Below are 16,955 nucleotides of genomic sequence, written 5' to 3'. Positions count from 1 at the left end.
CGTCCTCAGCTGCGCCGGCGCGGCGAGGCGAACACGGCCGACGCCGCGCTGGCGGCGCTGGACGCACGCTCGGCGGCGCCATCCTCGGCGCGGAAGACGCTGGGCCGGGATTCGCGGCGCTGGTGGCGGGGACCATCCTCGCGGCCGCCGTCGCGGCCGTCACGGCCCTCGCGGGGCGGCTTGGCGGGCTGGCGCAGTTCGGCGTCGAGTTCGGTGATGCGCTTGACCAGCGCTTCACGGATGGCGGGGGCCGCGTGGGCTTTCAGCGTCGCCAGCTGCTCCTTGAGCTGAACCAGCTGACGCTGCTTCTCCTCGCGGCTGCGCTTGATGGCGACGTTGTCGGAATGCTGGCCCTCGAAGGAGCGCATGGAACAGGCCCTCGTTCAAAATACTGGAGAATGCGGCCGGCGGCCCCGGTCGGGGGCCTCGGCGGGAGGGCGGATTATTGGGAGGCGCCCGCCCCAAAGCAAGGCGGAGTTCGGCTTGACATTTCGGCGGCGTAAAGGGTTGGCGACAGCCGCGTGGCGGCGCAGCGCCGTCCGAACAGGCGCTCCCGACGAAAAAAGGCGCCCCCTTGCGGAGGCGCCCCTTTCCGAACCAAAGAACGGATCGATGACCGGGCTGATTAGAAGCCCATGTCGTCCATGCCGCCCATGCCACCCGGCATGCCGCCCGGAGCAGCCTTCTTCTCCGGCTTCTCGGCGATCATCGCCTCGGTGGTGATCAGCAGGCCGGCGATCGAGGCCGCGTCCTGCAGGGCGGTGCGAACCACCTTCACCGGGTCGATGATGCCGGCGGTGACCAGATCGGTGAACTCACCCTTCTGGGCGTCGTAGCCGAAGTTGGTGTCGTTCTGGTCGAGCAGCTTGCCGACCACGATCGAGCCGTCGGTGCCCGCGTTGTAGGCGATCTGACGGACCGGCGCCTGGAGGGCGCGGCGGATGATGTCGATGCCGACGCGCTGCTCGTCGTTGACCGGGACCAGCTTGTCGAGCGCCTTGGTGGCGTACAGCAGGGCGGTGCCGCCGCCGGCGACCACACCTTCCTCGACCGCGGCGCGGGTGGCGTGCATCGCGTCGTCAACGCGATCCTTGCGCTCCTTCACCTCGACCTCGGTCGCACCGCCGACGCGGATGACGGCAACACCGCCGGCCAGCTTCGCCAGACGCTCCTGGAGCTTCTCGCGGTCGTAGTCCGAGGTGGTCTCGTCGGCCTGGGCGCGGATCTGGCCGCAACGGGCCTCGATGTCGGCCTTGTCGCCGGCGCCGTCGACGATCGTGGTGGTCTCCTTGGAGATCACGACCTTCTTGGCGGTGCCCAGCATGTCGACGGTGACGTTCTCGAGCTTGATGCCGAGGTCTTCCGAGATGACCTGACCGCCGGTGAGGATGGCCATGTCTTCCAGCATCGCCTTGCGACGATCACCGAAGCCCGGGGCCTTCACGGCGGCGATCTTCAGGCCGCCACGCAGCTTGTTGACGACCAGGGTGGCCAGCGCCTCGCCCTCGATGTCCTCGGCGACGATCAGCAGCGGACGCGACGACTGAACGACGGCTTCCAGAACCGGCAGCAGCGGCTGCAGGCCCGACAGCTTCTTCTCGTGCAGCAGGATGTACGGATTCTCGAGATCCGCGATCATCTTGTCGGCGTTGGTGATGAAGTACGGCGACAGGTAGCCGCGGTCGAACTGCATGCCCTCGACGACGTCCAGCTCGGTGTCCAGGCTCTTGGCCTCTTCCACCGTGATGACGCCCTCGTTGCCAACGCGCTCCATCGCCTGGGCGATCATCTTGCCGATCTCGGCTTCGCCGTTGGCGGAGATGGTGCCGACCTGGGCGATCTCGTCGTTGGTCGTGACCTTCTTGGCGCGGGCCTTGATGTCGGTGACGACGGTCTCGACGGCGAGGTCGATGCCGCGCTTCAGGTCCATCGGGTTCAGGCCGGCGGCGACCTTGGTCACGCCTTCGCGGACGATCGCCTGGGCCAGGACGGTGGCGGTGGTGGTGCCGTCGCCGGCCAGGTCGTTGGTCTTCGAGGCGACCTCGCGGACCATCTGGGCGCCCATGTTCTCGAACTTGTCGGCCAGTTCGATTTCCTTGGCGACCGTCACACCGTCCTTGGTGATGCGCGGGGCGCCGAAGGACTTCTCGATCACGACGTTGCGGCCCTTCGGACCCAGCGTGACCTTAACCGCATCGGCCAGAATGTCGACGCCACGCAGCAGCTTTTCGCGCGCGGAGGGGCCGAACTTAACTTCTTTGGCAGCCATGTCTCGATTCCTCTGAATGTCGAAATGTCGAAGGATGTATGAGCCGAGGACTTAGGCCTCGATGATGCCCATGATGTCGGATTCCTTCATGATCAGGAAATCCTGGCCTTCGATCTTCACTTCGGTCCCCGACCACTTGCCGAACAGGATGCGATCACCGGCCTTGACGTCCAGCGCAACGATCTTGCCCGACTCGTCGCGAGCGCCCGGACCGACGGCGATGATCTCGCCTTCCTGCGGCTTTTCCTTCGCGGTGTCGGGGATGATGATCCCGCCCTTGGTCTTGGTGTCGGACTCCAGACGCTTGACGACGACGCGGTCGTGCAGCGGACGGAACTTCATGGCGAGGCCTCCTTGGAAAGGCTTGGTTCTGACAGATGATTTTCCAGGGGCGGCGGCTGTTAGCACTCACCCCCGGTGAGTGCCAGACAGCTAATGGAAGGCGATTTTGGATTCAAGGGGCTCGTTCCGGAATTTGTCGCGAATGTCGAGGGCAGTTGAGCGACCCGATGAGCAAGCCACTGATTTTCATTGATCTTCTCTGCCACGGCCCCGCTGGGCCGAACGCGAGATTTCTTGAAAGGGTCACACGTCCGGCGGTCTCCCGGTGACTGACGGCGCTCGTGCTTGCGTGCCTGTGATTGCCGTCACAGCGCTGCCACTCCGCAATAGATAAAATTTTAGCGAAATCACCGGATCGCAGGAGGGCGCCATGATGGCCGAGCATGAGGTGAAGTCCTGGACCGATCACGAACCTGCGAGGCGGCAACGCCGGCAGGAGCGCGTGTGCCGACTGACCGAGGCACTGCTGGAGTTCACCACCATCGCCGGCCTGTTCGCGCTGTTGTTCGCCCTGTTCGTCCTGTTCGGCGCGGCGCAGAACCTGTCACCCTGACCGGTCCGGGCGCGTCGCCGCACGACGGCGGTTATGACCAATTGCGACGGTTTGCAATCGCCTCTTCCCGCATGACGAGTGTTTGCCCTACCATCGCCCCCGATGCGGGCGGGACAAGACCGCCCGACGCGCCATTCGGGAGTCCCCAGTCATGACCACCAAGCCGGTTTGCCAAGCGGCGGTCGATCTCGTGAAGCATTTCGAGGGCCTGTACCTCAAGGCCTATCTCTGCCCGGCGGGCGTGCCGACCATCGGCTACGGCCACACCGCGGGGGTGTCGATGGGCCAGACCATCACCGCCGACCAAGCCAACGCCTTCCTGGCCAGCGACCTGACCGCGGCGGCCGGCCATGTCGACGCGCTCGTCACGGTGGCGCTGAACGACGACCAGCGCGGCGCGCTCGCCTCCTTCGTGTTCAATCTGGGCGCCGGCAGCCTGCAATCCTCCACCTTGTTGAAGATGCTGAACGCCGGCGACTATGCCGGGGCCGCCGGCCAGTTCGGGCGCTGGGTCTACGCCACCGTCAACGGGGTGAAGACGCAGCTTCCGGGGCTGGTCGCCCGCCGCGCCGCCGAGTCGGCGCTGTTCCAGGGCCAGACCGCCCAGGCGCAGGGCAGCGTCGGCACCGAAGGCGTGGACGCCTGACCCCCGACGCCGTATGGACGGCACGGGGCGTTTGACGCGACGGGATGTTCGCCCCACATTGGCGAACATCCCACCGCAGCGCTCCGGAATGCCGCCTTGACCGCCTACGCAACCGACAGCCTCGCCGCCCCCTCGTCCGTCACCCCGAACCGGCCGCTCGCCCTCTGGCTGCTGGTCTGCGCCGCAATGGTGCTGGCCATGGCGGTGATCGGCGCCATCACCCGACTGACCGAATCGGGCCTGTCGATGGTGGAATGGAAGCCGTTGATCGGCATCCTGCCGCCCTTGTCGGAGGCGGAGTGGCACCGCGTCTTCGACCTCTACAAGGGCACGCCGGAGTTCCGCATTTACAACAGCCACATGGATCTGGCCGGCTTCCAGTCGATCTTCTGGTGGGAGTGGTTCCACCGGCTGTGGGGCCAGCTGATCGGCGTCGTGTTCCTGATCCCGTTCCTGCGTTTCTGGTTCCAGGGCCGCATCGCCCCCGACCTGTGGCCGAAGCTGGCCGGCCTGTTCCTGCTGGGCGGGCTGCAGGGCGGCATCGGCTGGTTCATGGTGAAGAGTGGTCTGGTCGACCAGCCCAACGTCAGCCATTACCGGCTGGCGCTGCATCTCAGCATGGCGATCCTGATCTACGGGTTGCTGCTGCGCACCGCGCTGGGGCTGCTCGACCCGCTGCCGCTGGCCGGCTGGCGGCCGGAATCGGCGACCCTGCGCCGTCACGCCCGCTGGGCGCTGGCGCTGGTCGGCGTCACCATCGTCTGGGGCGCCTTCGTCGCCGGGTCGGACGCCGGTTTCGCCTACAACACCTTCCCGCTGATGGCCGGCCACTGGATCCCGCCGGAGGTCGACACGCTGACCCCCTGGTGGATCAACCCGGTCGAGAACACCGCGGCGATCCAGCTGATCCACCGCGTGCTGGCGCTGCTGAGCGGTCTGGTGGTGCTGGCGCTGTCGGCCCGCGTCCTGCTCGCCCGCCTGCCCGGACGCGCCAGCCGCGCCGCAATGGCGACCGGCGCGATGGTTCTGGTGCAGATCGCGCTGGGCATCACCACGCTGCTGACGGTGGTGTGGATTCCGGTTGCCGCCGCCCATCAGGCCGGCGCCATCCTGGTGGTGTCGATGCTGGTCTGGCTGCTGTTCGAGCTGCGGCCGGTGGTGCGGGGGTGACGGAGTCTTGAAGACGACTCGCGTCGTCGGGCAATATTGACACGGATGTCACGGATTTAGACACGGATTCCACGGTTTTTTATTGCCTTCGCTCAGTGCTTGCTTGGCTTGAGGCCAACACTGTGCTGGGAAAACATCCGTGAAATCCGTGTTTTAATCCGTGACATCCGTGTCGATCTTGCCGAACACGGCCGCACTTCGCCAAAGCGCGACGACGCTCACGCCCCTTCGGCGAGGTCGTACATCGCGTCGAGGTCGGCGATCAGGACCTTGTTGCCTTCCTGCAACGAGATCACCCCGACCGTCTTCAACTGCGTGAAGGTGCGGCTGACGGTTTCGGTGGTCAGGCCCAGGTAATCGGCGATGTCGGCGCGGCTCATCGGCACGAAGACGGGGTTTTCCTTATGCCCGCGCCGGGCGGCGCGCTGCGACAGCATCAGCAGGAAGGAGCAGATCTTCTCCTTCGCCGTCTTGCGGCCCAGCAGCAGCATCTGGTCCTGCGCCGCCGCCAGCTCGTTCGACGCCATCGAGAACAGGCGCCGCTGCATCTTGGGGAATTCCTCCAGCAGCGCGTCGATCTTCTTGCGCGGGAAGCGGCAGAGCGAGGCGCTGGTCACCGTCTCGGCGGTGTAGGCGTAGCTTTCGTTGACCGACAGGCCGAGGAAATCGCCGGTCACCAGGAAGCCGGTGATCTGGCGCCGGCCGTCGGGCAGCAGCTTGTACAGCTTTACCGTGCCGGAGGTGACGTTGTAGAGCGCGTCGGCGCTGTCCCCCTCGGCGAACAGGGTGTGGCCGGCGTCGACGCGGACGTTCTGCAGAATGTCGGCGAGACGGCGCACCTCTTCCTGGTCCAAGGCGGCGCAGACCGTCAGGCTGCGCACGGGACAGGCCCCGCAGGGATTCATATCCGTCGAACCGCTCTTTTCCCGAGCGCGGGCCATATCGAAAGGTGGCATGGACGAACCCAGCCTCTCATGCTGCATGGGCCCATATTGGTGGCAATCGCGGAGAATCGCAACCTCGCACGCATACAACCTTTTCTTTGCCCATACCGCGTTTGGGACTATTGCCGCGGCGCGGGCTGCGGCCCCGTCGCCGGCCGGGCCTCGGCGCGCGGCGGCGGCGGCAGGTCGTCGTCGAACAGCACGCGGTGCGCCGCGCCGTCGAGATCGTCAAACTGGCCGGACTTCAGCGCCCACAGAAAGGCCGCCAGCCCCAGCCCGCCCAGGCTGAGCGCGATCGCGATCAGATACAGAAGCTCGTCCATCAGCCAAATCCTTAAGCGGCAGGTCCTTCACCACCACGCCGCGGGCCAGCCGCAGCGCGTTCAGAATGACGATCAGCGACGACGACGACATGGCCAGCGCGGCCAGCAGCGGCGTCAGCATCCCGCCCATCGCAAGCGGCACGGCGCACAGGTTGTAGACCAGCGCGATGCCGAAATTCTGCCGGACCAGACGGCCGGAGCGGCGGGCAACCTCCACCGCCTCGACGATCGGGCGCAGCAGGCGACCCTGGAACAGCACGTCGGCGGCGGTCTGGCTGACGTCGACCGCGGTCGACGGCGACATCGACACCGCGGCGGCGGCCAGCGCCGGCGCGTCGTTCAGCCCGTCGCCGACCATCAGCACGGTGCGGCCCTGCGCCGCCAGTTCGGCCAGCGCCGCGGTCTTGTCCGCCGGGGTCTGCTCGGCCCTCCAGTCGGCGATGCCCAGCCGCTCCGCCACCGCCGCCACGGCGCCGCGGCGGTCGCCGGACAGCAGCCGCACCTGCAGGCCGCGCGCCGTCAGCGCCGCGACCACCGCCGCCGCGTCCGGACGCGGCGCGTCGAGGAAGGTGATCCGCAGCGGCGCCACGCCCGGGCGGGCCAGCCACAGCTCGGGCCCGGCGGCGTCTTCCGCCTCGAGCGGCGCGCCGGTGAAGCGGCGGCTGCCCAGCCGGACCTCGCCGGCGGGGGTGTCGAGCGCCAGACCGGCGCCGGCGATCTCGCGCACGCCCGACGCCACCGGCACGCCCGGCAGGGCGGCGGCCAGCGCGCGGGCCAGCGGGTGGCGGCTGGCCCCGGCCAGCGAGGCCGCCAGCGCCAGCTCCTCGTCGCCGATGCCGTCGAGCTGCGGCACCGGCCGCCCTTCGGTCAGGGTGCCGGTCTTGTCGAACACCACCGTGTCGATGGCGGCCAGCCGCTCCAGCGCGGTCGGGCTCTTCAGCAGGGTGCCCTGGCGCATCAGCCGGCCGCTGGCGATCACCTGCACCACCGGCACCGCCAGCGCCAGCGCGCACGGGCAGGTGATGATCAGAACGGCGATGGCGTTCATCAGCGCGTCCTGCCACACCGCCGCGCCCAGCAACATCCAGGCGGCGAAGGTGGTCAGCGCGGTCAGATGCACGACCGGGGCGTAGAGCCGCGACACCCGGTCGGCGATGGCGACGTATTTGGCGCGGCCCTGTTCGGCCACCTCCATCAATCGCACGATCTCGGCCAGCAGCGTCCCCTCGCCCACCGCGGTGACGGTCAGGCGCAGCGGCGCCGTCAGGTTGAGGGTGCCGGCGAAGACCTGGTCGCCCGGGCGTGCGGCGCCCGGCACCGTCTCGCCGGTGATCAGCGCGGTGTCGAGGTCGGAGACGCCGTCGGCCACCCGGCCGTCGATCGGGATGCGCTCGCCGGCCGCCACCAGGACGGTGCTGCCGGGGGTGACCTGCTCCGGCGCGACCACGGCGCTGGTGCCGTCCTCGCGCAGGATGGTGACCGCGTTGGCGCGCAGGCCCAGAAGCTGCTCCGCCGCCGAGCGCGCCCGGCCGCGCGCCCGCTGGTCGAGGTAGCGCCCGATCAGCAGGAAGAACAGCAGCATCACCGCGCCGTCGAAATAGGCGTGTTCGCCGCTGTGGATCGTCTCGAACAGGCTCATGCCGGTGGCGAGCAGGACGCCGATGGTGATCGGCACGTCCATGTTGGTGCGGCCGTGCCGCAGCGCGCCGAAGGCCGAGCGCGCGAACGGACGCAGCGCGTAGGCGATGGCCGGCATGCAGATCAGCGCCGACACCCAGTGCATCAGGTCGCGGGTGGCGGTGCCCATGCCCTGGCTGTGGCCGGCCCACACCGACACCGACAGCAGCATGACGTTGCCCATGGCGAAGCCGGCGACCGCCATCGCCCGCAGCAGCTCCTTCTCGCCCTTGGCCTGGGCGCCGCCCAGCCGGTCGGGGTCGAAGGGCACGGCGCGATAGCCGAGCTGCGCGACGGTGCCGACCAGCTCGTTGGCGTCGGTCGCCTTGGGGTCCCAGCGCACGGTCAGCCGGCGCGTGGTCATGTTCATCCGTGCCTGCGCCACGCCGGCGCGGCGGTTCAGCGCCGATTCGATCAGCCAGACACAGGCGGCGCACTGCATGCCGTCGACCATCAGGTGCAGGCAGCGCGAGCCGTCGGCCTCGTCGCGCGCGTGCGGCTCGTAATCGACCGCCGGGGCGTCGTCGGGACGCAGCGGGCGGGCGGTGGGGTCGACGCTGCGGCGCTCGTAATAGCGCTCCAGCCCAAGCCCGCGGACGAGGTCGTAGGCGGCGGCGCAACCGGTGCAGCAGAAGGGGCCCGCCCCATCGGAGGCGGTGGTCGCGGACGCGCCGGACGCCGGGGCCGCAGCCCCCGCGCCGACACCCTCGCCCAGCTCTTGCCCGCAATGGAGGCAGACGGTCATGTCACATCACCCGGAAGACGGAAAGACGGCTCACTGCACCCAGACGCGCTTCTGGTCCTGGTAGTCGCCGGCGGCGTGGGCGATGACCAGCCGCAGGTCCCACTGGCCTTCCAGGTCCAGCTCCACCGGGGCGGCGTAGCGGCCCTCCCCCAGATAGGGCAGCGACAGCGTCTTGTCATGCCCCTCGCTGGTCGGGCGGATCAGCGTCACGGTGACGGTGGCGTCCTTCAGGATGTTGCCGGCCTTGTCGCGGGCGGTGATCGCCACCATCGCCTTGCGCGGTTCGGTGCTGGTGAACTCGGTGTTGACCGTCCAGCCGCGTTCGGCCTGGGCGCGGGCGCCGGCCAGATCGCGGTTGTAGCTGATGCCCTTCAGGAAATGGTTCTCGGTCTCCACCCCAGTCCAGCTCGACATGGCGAAATGAACCATCAGCACGTTCACCGCCAGCACGACCATGAAGGCGCCGACGAAGATCCACGGGATGTACCATCCCTTCTGGCGGGGAGCCTTGACGCGCCCAGAGGCGCGGTTGGGAGCGTGGTTCGGCGCTGCGGGGCGGTTTCCGGTGATCGTGCTGCTGGTCATGGTCGACGGCGGCCCTTTGGCTGGCCGGCTCGGGACGACCGTCGGGTCGGTCGCGTTCCCCTGGCCGGAATCGGGGTGAAGGCAGGCGGTTGCGGCGAAGAAGGCGCGGCCACTATGGCGACCGATTGCCGCAGCGCTCATTGCGCTGGATCAAATGACAGAAAGTTCACGGAACGGCCAGCGCCGTCCGACGGCCAAGGCCCGATTCCAGACAAGGAAAGGGCGCCGGAGAGCGGACTCCCCGGCGCCCTTGCAGGTCCCTTGCGCACCGTTTCCCGTGCGCAATTCCTCCGCCGTTCCGGGCCGGCACCGCCGGCCCGACCGGGAGGCTTACTTGCCGCCGCCCAGGTTGTGGACGTAGACGGCCAGCGACTTGATCGTCGCGTCGTCGAGGCGCTTCGACCAGGCCGGCATGACGCCGGCGCGGCCGTTGGTCACCGTCTCGACCAGCACGGCCTTCTCGTTGCCGTACAGCCAGTTGGCCTGCTTCAGCGGCGGAGCGCCGACGCCGTCGATGCCGGCGGCCAACGCACCCTGGGCCTGGTCGCCGTGGCAGGCGGCGCAGTTCTCGTCATAGACGGCCTTGCCCTTGGCGACCTTGCCGGCGTCGGCCGGCTTGGCGTTCAGCGACAGCACATAGTCCGTCACCTGATCGATCTGGTCGCGGTTGAGGATGCCGTCCTTGCCGAAGGCCGTCATGCCGGAGCCGGGCGTCCCGCGGGTGTCGCCGTCGTCCGACCGGATGCCGTGCTGGATGGTCTTGTAGATGTCGGCGGTGGTGCCGCCCCACAGCCACACGTCGTCGGCCAGCGTCGGGAAGCCCTTGGCCCCCTGGCCGCCGGCGCCGTGGCAGGCCGCGCAGTTCTCGTTGAAGTAGGACCGGCCGCCAGCCATGGCGAAACCCAGCAGGTCCTTGTCCTTCTGGATCTCGTCGACCGACTTGGCCGCGATCGCGGTCAGGTACTTGGCCTGGCCGGCCTTCGCGCTGGCCAGGCTGACGTCGAGTTCCTCGCGCTGGGAATAGCCGAGGATGCCCTTCGTGTAGGTCTTGCCCAGCGGCCAGGCCGGGTAGAACACGTAGTACACCATCGCCCAGGCGATGCAGACGTAGAACAGGTACAGCCACCACTTGGGCAGCGGGTTGTTCAGTTCGCGCAGTCCATCCCACTCGTGGCCGGTGGTCTCGACGCCGGACAGCTCGTCCTTGTAATTCTGTGCCATGGTCTAAAGCTCCTGACCATCATCCTTGAGCGGGATCTGGGCGGCGTCGTCGAAGGTGCGGCGGTTGCCGGGCCACATGGCGTAAACCAGGATCCCCGTCAGCAGCAGCATCAACCACACCGTCCAGAACGACCGAAGCATCACCGTGATCGAATCCAAGTCCATGGATTCCTCCCCCGATTACTGCTGGAGCTGCTTCGGCGACTGGTACTTGGTGAAATCCACCATGGTGCCCAGCACCTGCAGGTAGGCCACGAGAGCGTCCATTTCGGTGACGGTCTTGTTGCCGGTGAAGTTCGCGACCACGGCCTTCGGGTAGCGCTTGGCCAGAGCGGCGGTGTCGCCCTCCGGGTTCTTCTGCGCTTCCAGGTCGGCCTTGGCGTTGGCGATCTGCTCGTCCGTGTACGGAACGCCAACGATCCGCAGCGTCTTCAGATGGTCGGCGATGTCGCCGTAGCTCAGCGGACGGTCCTTCATCCAGCCGTAGGTCGGCATGATCGACTCCGGCACGACCGCGCGCGGGTTCACCAGATGGGCGACCTGCCAGTCGTTGGAGTATTTGCCGCCGACGCGGGCCAGATCGGGACCGGTGCGCTTGGAGCCCCACTGGAACGGGTGGTCGTACATCGACTCCGCCGCCAGCGAGTAGTGGCCATAGCGCTCGACCTCGTCACGGAACGGACGGATCTGCTGGCTGTGGCAGTTGTAGCAACCTTCGCGGAAATAGATGTTCTGGCCGGCCAGCTCGAGCGGGGAGTAGGGACGGACCCCCTCCACCTTCTCGATGGTCGACTCGATGGTGAACAGCGGGACGATCTGCACCAGACCGCCGATCGACACGGTGATCAGCACGAGCACGATCAGCAGAAGCGTGTTCCGCTCGATCAGGTCGTGACTGAAGCCCTTCTTTTCCTGAGCCATTTCTCGCATCCTTCCTGGGCTTTAGGCCGCGCCGACCGCCGCCTTGTGCGGGGTGGTGACGTAGGGCTTCTCGATGCGGACATCGCCCTTCGCGGTGCGCCACAGGTTGTAGACCATGATCAGGGCACCGGCGACGAACAGGACGCCGCCCATCGCGCGGATGACGTAGAACGGGTGCATCGCCGCGACGGTTTCCACGAAGGAGTACTGGAGGAAGCCCAGGTTGTCGTAGGCGCGCCACATCAGGCCCTGCATGATGCCCGACACCCACATGGCGGTGATGTAGAGCACGATGCCGATCGTGGCGGTCCAGAAGTGGTAGCTGACCAGGCGCAGGCTGTAGAGCTGCGAGCGCTTCCACAGGACCGGAACCAGGAAGTAGATCGCGCCGAACGAGATGAAGGCGACCCAGCCGAGCGCACCGGAGTGCACGTGGCCGACCGTCCAGTCGGTGTAGTGCGACAGCGCGTTGACCGGCTTCACCGACATCAGCGGACCTTCGAAGGTCGACATGCCGTAGAAGGCGACCGAGGTGACCAGGAAACGCAGGACCGGGTCGGTGCGCAGCTTATCCCAGGCGCCCGACAGGGTCATGATGCCGTTGATCATGCCGCCCCAGGACGGCATCCACAGCATGACCGAGAAGGTCATGCCCAGCGTCTGCGCCCAATCCGGCAGCGAGGTGTAGTGCAGGTGGTGCGGGCCGGCCCAGATGTAGAGGAAGATCAGGGTCCAGAAGTGCACGATGGACAGACGGTAGGAATAGACCGGCCGCTCGGCGCGCTTGGGCACGAAGTAGTACATGATGCCCAGGAAGCCGGCGGTCAGGAAGAAGCCGACCGCGTTGTGGCCGTACCACCACTGCACCATCGCGCTCTGCACGCCCGAGACGAACGGGTACGACTTCATGCCGGTCAGCGAGACGGGCACGTTGACGTTGTTGCCAAGATGCAGGATGGCGACGGTCAGGATGAACGCCATGAAGAACCAGTTCGCCACGTAGATGTGCGACTCGCGCCGCGTCATCACCGTGCCGATGAACTGGATGGCGTAGAGCACCCAGACAACCGTCAGGTACAGGTCGAGGATCCACTCCGGCTCGGCGTATTCCTTGCCCTGGGTGTAGCCCAGGACGTAGCTCAGCGCCGCGAGCACGATGAAGATGTTGTAGTTCCAGAAGATGAACTTGGCCAGCCCTTCGCCCCCGAAGAGGAACTGACGGCTCGTCCGCTGGACGGAGTAGAGCGAGGTGGCGAGCAGGACGTTGCCGCCGAACGCAAAGATCACGGCCGAGGTGTGGACCGGCCGCAGGCGGCCGAAACTCGTCCATTCAAGGCCGAGGTTCAGCGCCGGAAACGCGAGTTCCAGGGCGATGAAGGTGCCGGCCAGGAAGCCGACCACGCCCCAGAACACTGCAGCGATAACGAAGAGTCGGATGGCGTCTTCATGGTAACGCACTTCTTCCGACACCCGCTGGCTGCCCAGGGTGGCCCCTGAAGTCAGAGTCGCTGATGTCATACATTCTCTCCCGTTTGCCCCGGGGCGGCCACCGGCCGCGCCTTCTGGGTTGCACCACCACTGGGTACGTACTGTTAAGGAGCGGGACAGGTAGCATCCGGCAACGCCGAAAAGGACGCCGGACGCGCCTGTCTCCAATGGGCCCCACTATGTGGATGGGGGGCCGCAGCAACATTGATCTACGTCAACGACCCTTGTGGGCCGGGGCTGCCATCGTTCAGTGTCCTTGCAATCGGCCGGACGGAAATGGACGACAGCTTCATCGCGAAACCCCTTGGTCGGCGTCAGATCGATCAGGCTTACCCGCTGGTCCGTGCGATCGCTCCCGGCCTGACGGTGGAGCAATGGCGCGCATTTGCCGCAGCGGTGCTGGATGACGGCGGCGCCCCGGCGGCGCGCGCCGGGATCATGACGATCCAGAACGCGCAGGGGTACCTCCACGGGTTGTTCTCTTACGCGATCGAACCGGACCTGCGCCATGGCCGTGTCATGAACGTGGACAACTTTGTCGTGCTCGACCTGTTCGACACCGTCGGCGTCGCCGGGGCCCTGCTGCGCGCGATGGACGGGCTGGCCCGCCGCCTGGGCTGCGCCGCCATCCACACCATCCTGCCGGAGCGCCACCTCGCCGCCACCTCGCCGAACAATCCGATCCCGGACTGTTTCCAGACCGAAGGGCACAGGCGGGAAACCATCCGCTTCTGCAAGGATCTGGCGGTCGTCAACGACAACGCCGACCCGGCGGCGCCGAACGGACGGCGGGAGGCGGAGTAGCGCCGTTGCCGGACCCGGCGGCCAGACCCGGTTGCGCGGCGGCGAATTGCGGCTAGGATGCGGGCCCATGAGCGACAACGCCACCAAACCCGTCAAATACCCGACGATCCACATGCAGGCCGGCCGCCAGCGGCGCGTCCTGCACGGCCACCCCTGGGTGTATTCCAACGAAGTCCAGATGGACGCCACCGCCAAGGCGGTGCCGGCGGGCAGCCCGGTGCGGCTGGTCGACGCCGGCGGCACGCCGTTGGGCATCTTCACCTTCAACCCGCACACGCTGATCGCCGCCCGGCTGCTGTCGACCGACCCGGCGACGGTGGTGGATCACGAATTCATCACGGCCCGGCTGCGCCGCGCGGTGGCCCTGCGCGACCGCCTGTTCGACCGCCCCTTCTACCGCGTCGTCCACGCCGAGGCCGACGGGCTGCCCGGCCTGATCGTCGACCGCTTCGGCGACGTGGTGACGGTGCAGGCCAACTCGGTGTTCATGGACCGGCGGACCGACGCCATCCTGGCCGCCATCGACGAGGTTCTGGCGCCGCGCGCCGTCATCCTGCGCAACGACGGCACCCAGCGCGCGCTGGAAGGTCTGTCGGAGGAAACCGCGCTGGCCAAGGGTGAGATCGACGGCCCGATCCGGCTGGAGGAGAACGGCGTGACCTTCTTCGCCAACCCGCTGGACGGCCAGAAGACCGGCTGGTTCTACGACCAGCGCGACAACCGCGCCTTCATCGCCGCGCTGGCGACGGGCGGGCGGGCCATCGACTTCTACAGCTACAACGGCGGTTTCGGCGTGCAGTGCGCGGTGGCCGGCGCCACCTCCGTCGTGGCGGTCGACCGCTCGGCGCTGGCGCTGGAGAACGCGACCCGCGCCGCCGAGGCCAACGGCGTCGCCGACCGCTTCGAGGCGCGCCGCGCCGACGCCTTCCAGGAGATGGAACGGCTGAACGCCGCCGGCGAGACCTTCCAGGTGGTGGTCGCCGACCCGCCGGCCTTCGTGAAGGCGAAGAAGGATCTGGCGGTCGGCTGCCGCGCCTACCGCAAGATGGCGCGTCTAGCCGCGAAGATCACCGCACCCGGCGGCTTCCTGCTCTGCGGCTCGTGCAGCCACAACGTCGACCCGCCGACCTTCGCCGAGCAGGTCGCCCGCGGCCTGACCGACGCCGGCCGCACCGGCCGCATCCTGCGCAGCGCCGGCGCCGGCCCCGACCATCCGGTCCACCCCAACCTGCCGGAGTCGGCCTACCTCAAGGCCATCGTCCTGCAGTTGGACTGAGCGCCCCATTCAATACCGGCAGGCCAATGAATTGACCTGCCGTATTGCGTTCAAACGCCACGCAGGCTTATCCGCGCTCATGGGAGCGCGCCGCCGCCGTCGCGGCGGCCGGCGAACGCTTGATAAGGTCAGTTCAAGCGTTCGCCGGCATCACTCCCGTTCGAACAGGCCGACCAGTTCGACGTGGGCGGACCACAGGAACTGGTCGACCGGCCACAGCCGCACCAAGCGGTAGCCGCCGTCGACCAGCAGCCGCGCGTCGCGGGCGAAGCTGGTGGGGTTGCAGGACACGCCGACCACCCGCGGCACCTTGGACATCGCCAGCGCCGCCGCCTGGGCCGCCGCACCGGCGCGCGGCGGGTCGAAGACGACGGCGTCGTAGCGGTTCAGCTCCTTGGCGGTCAGCGGGTTCTCGAACAGGTCGCGCCGCTCCACCGTCAGGCGCAGGCCCTGCACCACCCGCCCCACCGCCGCCACCGCCGCCTCGTCACCCTCCACCGCATGGACCGCCGATCGTTGCGCCAGCGGAATGGAAAAGGTGCCGATGCCGGCGAACAGGTCGGCGACGCGCGCCGCCTCCCCCACCGCCTCGCCAACGGCGGCGACCAGCGCCGCCTCGCCCGCCGCGCTGGCCTGCAGGAAGGCGCCGGGCGGCGGCTGGATCAGAACGTCTCCGAAACGAACCAGGGCCGGGCGGCGGTTGGCCACCGGTTCGGGCGCGCTGCGGTCGGTGGCCTGCCAAGCGATGCGGGCGACCCGCTCCGGCTCGAAACCGACCAGCGTTTCACGCGCGGCACGGTCGAGGCTGCGCGGGCCGACCAGCAGCAGGTCGGCGCCGCCCTCCAGGTCGGTCAGCACGACGTCGGCGTCGCCACCCTCCGGCAGCAGCCCCACCAGCAGGCGGCGCAACGGCTCCACCAGCGCAAACAGGCGGGGGGTCAGCACCGGGCATTCCTCGAGATCGACCAGCCGGTGGCTCTGCCGCTCGTTGAAGCCGAACCAGACGCGCTTGCCACGCTTCAGCGCCGCGAAGCGGGCGCGGCGACGGGCGGCCGGCGGCGTGCGCGACAGCGGTTCCAGCGGCGTGTCGCCCAGCCCGACACGGTCCAGCGCCCCCCGCACCATCCCGACGGTCCAGGCGGCGTACGCCTCGTCGGTCATGTGCTGAAGCGTACAACCGCCGCAGCGCCCGAAATGGCGGCAGGGCGCGGTGCCCCGGCCGGGACCGGGCTCAAGGATCTCAAGCAGTTCCGCCCGTACGCCCTCGCCCTTGTCCGCCGCGTCGCCAACACGTACACGCACGCGGTCGCCGGTGACGGTGAAGGGCACGAACAGGCGCAGGCCCTCTTCGTGGGCAAGCCCGTCGCCGCGGGCGCCGACGTCGGTGATGGTGACGTCGAGCAGGCGCGGTGCCGCCTTGGCCTCGGCCGGCGGGCGCCGTTTCGGGGCGGAGCGCTTGGTGGATCGCGGGGCGGGTCGCGTCATGGCGGGCGTCCAATGCGGAGGTGGCGGGCGACGCGCCCCCTTTACGCCTCCAGCAGCTTGGCGCGCAACGTTTCCGGAATCGGAGTCGGCCGATGGGCGGCCTTGTCGACGATGACCGCCACCACCTCCTGCGTGGCGATGCAGCGGTCGCCCAGGAAGATGCCGCAACCCAGCGTCAGCGAGGTGTTGCCCAGGCGCAGCAATCGCGCGCCGACCCGCACGGTGTTGGGATAGAGCAGCTCCGCCTTGTAATCGACGACGGTGCGGGCGACCACCACGGTCCAGGGCGAGTCGTCGCGGAAGCCGCCGGCGTCGTGCAGCAGGGCGACGCGCGTCTGCTCGAAATAGACGCCGATGGCGTTGTTGTTGACGTGGCCCAGCGCGTCGAGGTCGGCGAAGCGCACGCGCTCCTCCCACCAGAAGCGGAAGCTGGCGGGGTTGGTCAGGTCGGGCGTGTCCGTCATGTCTGCCATATGCCGTATAGGTCAATGCCGGACCCGACTGTG

Annotated in this window: 18 protein-coding genes; 5 read left to right on the top strand and 13 right to left on the bottom strand. The window is 68.2% G+C overall.

Annotated elements, in window-relative coordinates:
* Positions 1-5 precede the first annotated feature (5 nt).
* From TSO352_RS25370 to groES, 3 genes are all read right to left on the bottom strand, one after another.
* The gene (locus TSO352_RS25370; RefSeq protein WP_109109904.1) at positions 6-368 is read right to left on the bottom strand and encodes a hypothetical protein; all 363 of its coding nucleotides are present in this window, start codon (positions 366-368) and stop codon (positions 6-8) included.
* A 257-nt stretch (positions 369-625) separates the two neighbouring features.
* Entirely contained in the window at positions 626-2,269 is a 1,644-nt protein-coding gene (gene groL, locus TSO352_RS25365; RefSeq protein WP_109109903.1) for a chaperonin GroEL, read from the bottom strand.
* Positions 2,270-2,320: 51 nt separating this feature from the next.
* Positions 2,321-2,611 (bottom strand): co-chaperone GroES, encoded by a 291-nt coding sequence (gene groES / locus TSO352_RS25360; RefSeq protein ID WP_109109902.1) that lies wholly within the window; start codon positions 2,609-2,611, stop codon positions 2,321-2,323.
* 370 nt (positions 2,612-2,981) lie between these two features.
* On the opposite strand from groES, the gene TSO352_RS25355 reads away from it, so the two are divergent.
* From TSO352_RS25355 to TSO352_RS25345, 3 genes are all read left to right on the top strand, one after another.
* Positions 2,982-3,164, top strand: a complete 183-nt coding sequence (locus TSO352_RS25355) for a hypothetical protein (RefSeq protein WP_109109901.1) — start codon at positions 2,982-2,984, stop codon at positions 3,162-3,164.
* Between the two features lie 151 nt (positions 3,165-3,315).
* The gene (locus TSO352_RS25350; protein WP_109109900.1) at positions 3,316-3,810 is read left to right on the top strand and encodes a lysozyme; all 495 of its coding nucleotides are present in this window, start codon (positions 3,316-3,318) and stop codon (positions 3,808-3,810) included.
* 96 nt (positions 3,811-3,906) lie between these two features.
* Positions 3,907-4,980, top strand: a complete 1,074-nt coding sequence (locus TSO352_RS25345; RefSeq protein WP_109109899.1) for a COX15/CtaA family protein — start codon at positions 3,907-3,909, stop codon at positions 4,978-4,980.
* Positions 4,981-5,198: 218 nt separating this feature from the next.
* Here the strand turns inward: TSO352_RS25345 and TSO352_RS25340 are convergent, their stop codons facing one another.
* The 8 genes from TSO352_RS25340 to ccoN all read right to left on the bottom strand — a co-directional run bounded on the left by TSO352_RS25340 (position 5,199) and on the right by ccoN (position 12,914).
* Positions 5,199-5,861, bottom strand: coding sequence for a cyclic nucleotide-binding domain-containing protein (locus TSO352_RS25340; RefSeq protein ID WP_247872426.1), 663 nt, complete (start codon positions 5,859-5,861; stop codon positions 5,199-5,201).
* Positions 5,862-6,043: 182 nt separating this feature from the next.
* Positions 6,044-6,247, bottom strand: a complete 204-nt coding sequence (gene ccoS, locus TSO352_RS25335; protein WP_109109897.1) for a cbb3-type cytochrome oxidase assembly protein CcoS — start codon at positions 6,245-6,247, stop codon at positions 6,044-6,046.
* Complete coding sequence (locus TSO352_RS25330; RefSeq protein WP_109109896.1) at positions 6,153-8,669, bottom strand: heavy metal translocating P-type ATPase metal-binding domain-containing protein; 2,517 nt, start codon at positions 8,667-8,669, stop codon at positions 6,153-6,155. Before TSO352_RS25330 ends, ccoS begins: the two co-directional genes overlap by 95 nt.
* Before the next feature lie 30 nt (positions 8,670-8,699).
* Entirely contained in the window at positions 8,700-9,254 is a 555-nt protein-coding gene (locus TSO352_RS25325; RefSeq protein ID WP_109109895.1) for a FixH family protein, read from the bottom strand.
* A 330-nt stretch (positions 9,255-9,584) separates the two neighbouring features.
* Positions 9,585-10,475, bottom strand: coding sequence for a cytochrome-c oxidase, cbb3-type subunit III (gene ccoP, locus TSO352_RS25320; protein ID WP_109109894.1), 891 nt, complete (start codon positions 10,473-10,475; stop codon positions 9,585-9,587).
* Between the two features lie 3 nt (positions 10,476-10,478).
* Complete coding sequence (locus tag TSO352_RS25315; RefSeq protein WP_012972963.1) at positions 10,479-10,640, bottom strand: cbb3-type cytochrome c oxidase subunit 3; 162 nt, start codon at positions 10,638-10,640, stop codon at positions 10,479-10,481.
* A 15-nt stretch (positions 10,641-10,655) separates the two neighbouring features.
* The gene (gene ccoO / locus TSO352_RS25310) at positions 10,656-11,396 is read right to left on the bottom strand and encodes a cytochrome-c oxidase, cbb3-type subunit II (protein ID WP_109109893.1); all 741 of its coding nucleotides are present in this window, start codon (positions 11,394-11,396) and stop codon (positions 10,656-10,658) included.
* A gap of 21 nt (positions 11,397-11,417) precedes the next feature.
* Positions 11,418-12,914 (bottom strand): cytochrome-c oxidase, cbb3-type subunit I, encoded by a 1,497-nt coding sequence (gene ccoN, locus TSO352_RS25305; RefSeq protein ID WP_109109892.1) that lies wholly within the window; start codon positions 12,912-12,914, stop codon positions 11,418-11,420.
* Positions 12,915-13,088: 174 nt separating this feature from the next.
* Here ccoN and TSO352_RS25300 point away from each other — a divergent pair, with 174 nt between their 5' ends.
* Together TSO352_RS25300 and TSO352_RS25295 are read left to right on the top strand one after the other, a co-directional pair.
* Positions 13,089-13,688, top strand: a complete 600-nt coding sequence (locus tag TSO352_RS25300; RefSeq protein WP_247872425.1) for a hypothetical protein — start codon at positions 13,089-13,091, stop codon at positions 13,686-13,688.
* A gap of 67 nt (positions 13,689-13,755) precedes the next feature.
* Positions 13,756-14,964, top strand: a complete 1,209-nt coding sequence (locus TSO352_RS25295; protein ID WP_109109890.1) for a class I SAM-dependent rRNA methyltransferase — start codon at positions 13,756-13,758, stop codon at positions 14,962-14,964.
* Between the two features lie 150 nt (positions 14,965-15,114).
* Here the strand turns inward: TSO352_RS25295 and TSO352_RS25290 are convergent, their stop codons facing one another.
* Positions 15,115-16,449, bottom strand: coding sequence for a methyltransferase (locus TSO352_RS25290; RefSeq protein ID WP_109109889.1), 1,335 nt, complete (start codon positions 16,447-16,449; stop codon positions 15,115-15,117).
* Between the two features lie 41 nt (positions 16,450-16,490).
* Entirely contained in the window at positions 16,491-16,913 is a 423-nt protein-coding gene (locus TSO352_RS25285; RefSeq protein ID WP_109109888.1) for a thioesterase family protein, read from the bottom strand.
* Between the last annotated feature and the right edge of the window lie 42 nt (positions 16,914-16,955).

Origin of the sequence: Azospirillum sp. TSO35-2, from assembly GCF_003116095.1 — a bacterium.
Lineage (GTDB): Bacteria > Pseudomonadota > Alphaproteobacteria > Azospirillales > Azospirillaceae > Azospirillum.
This window is presented reverse-complemented; position numbering and strand designations above follow the sequence as displayed.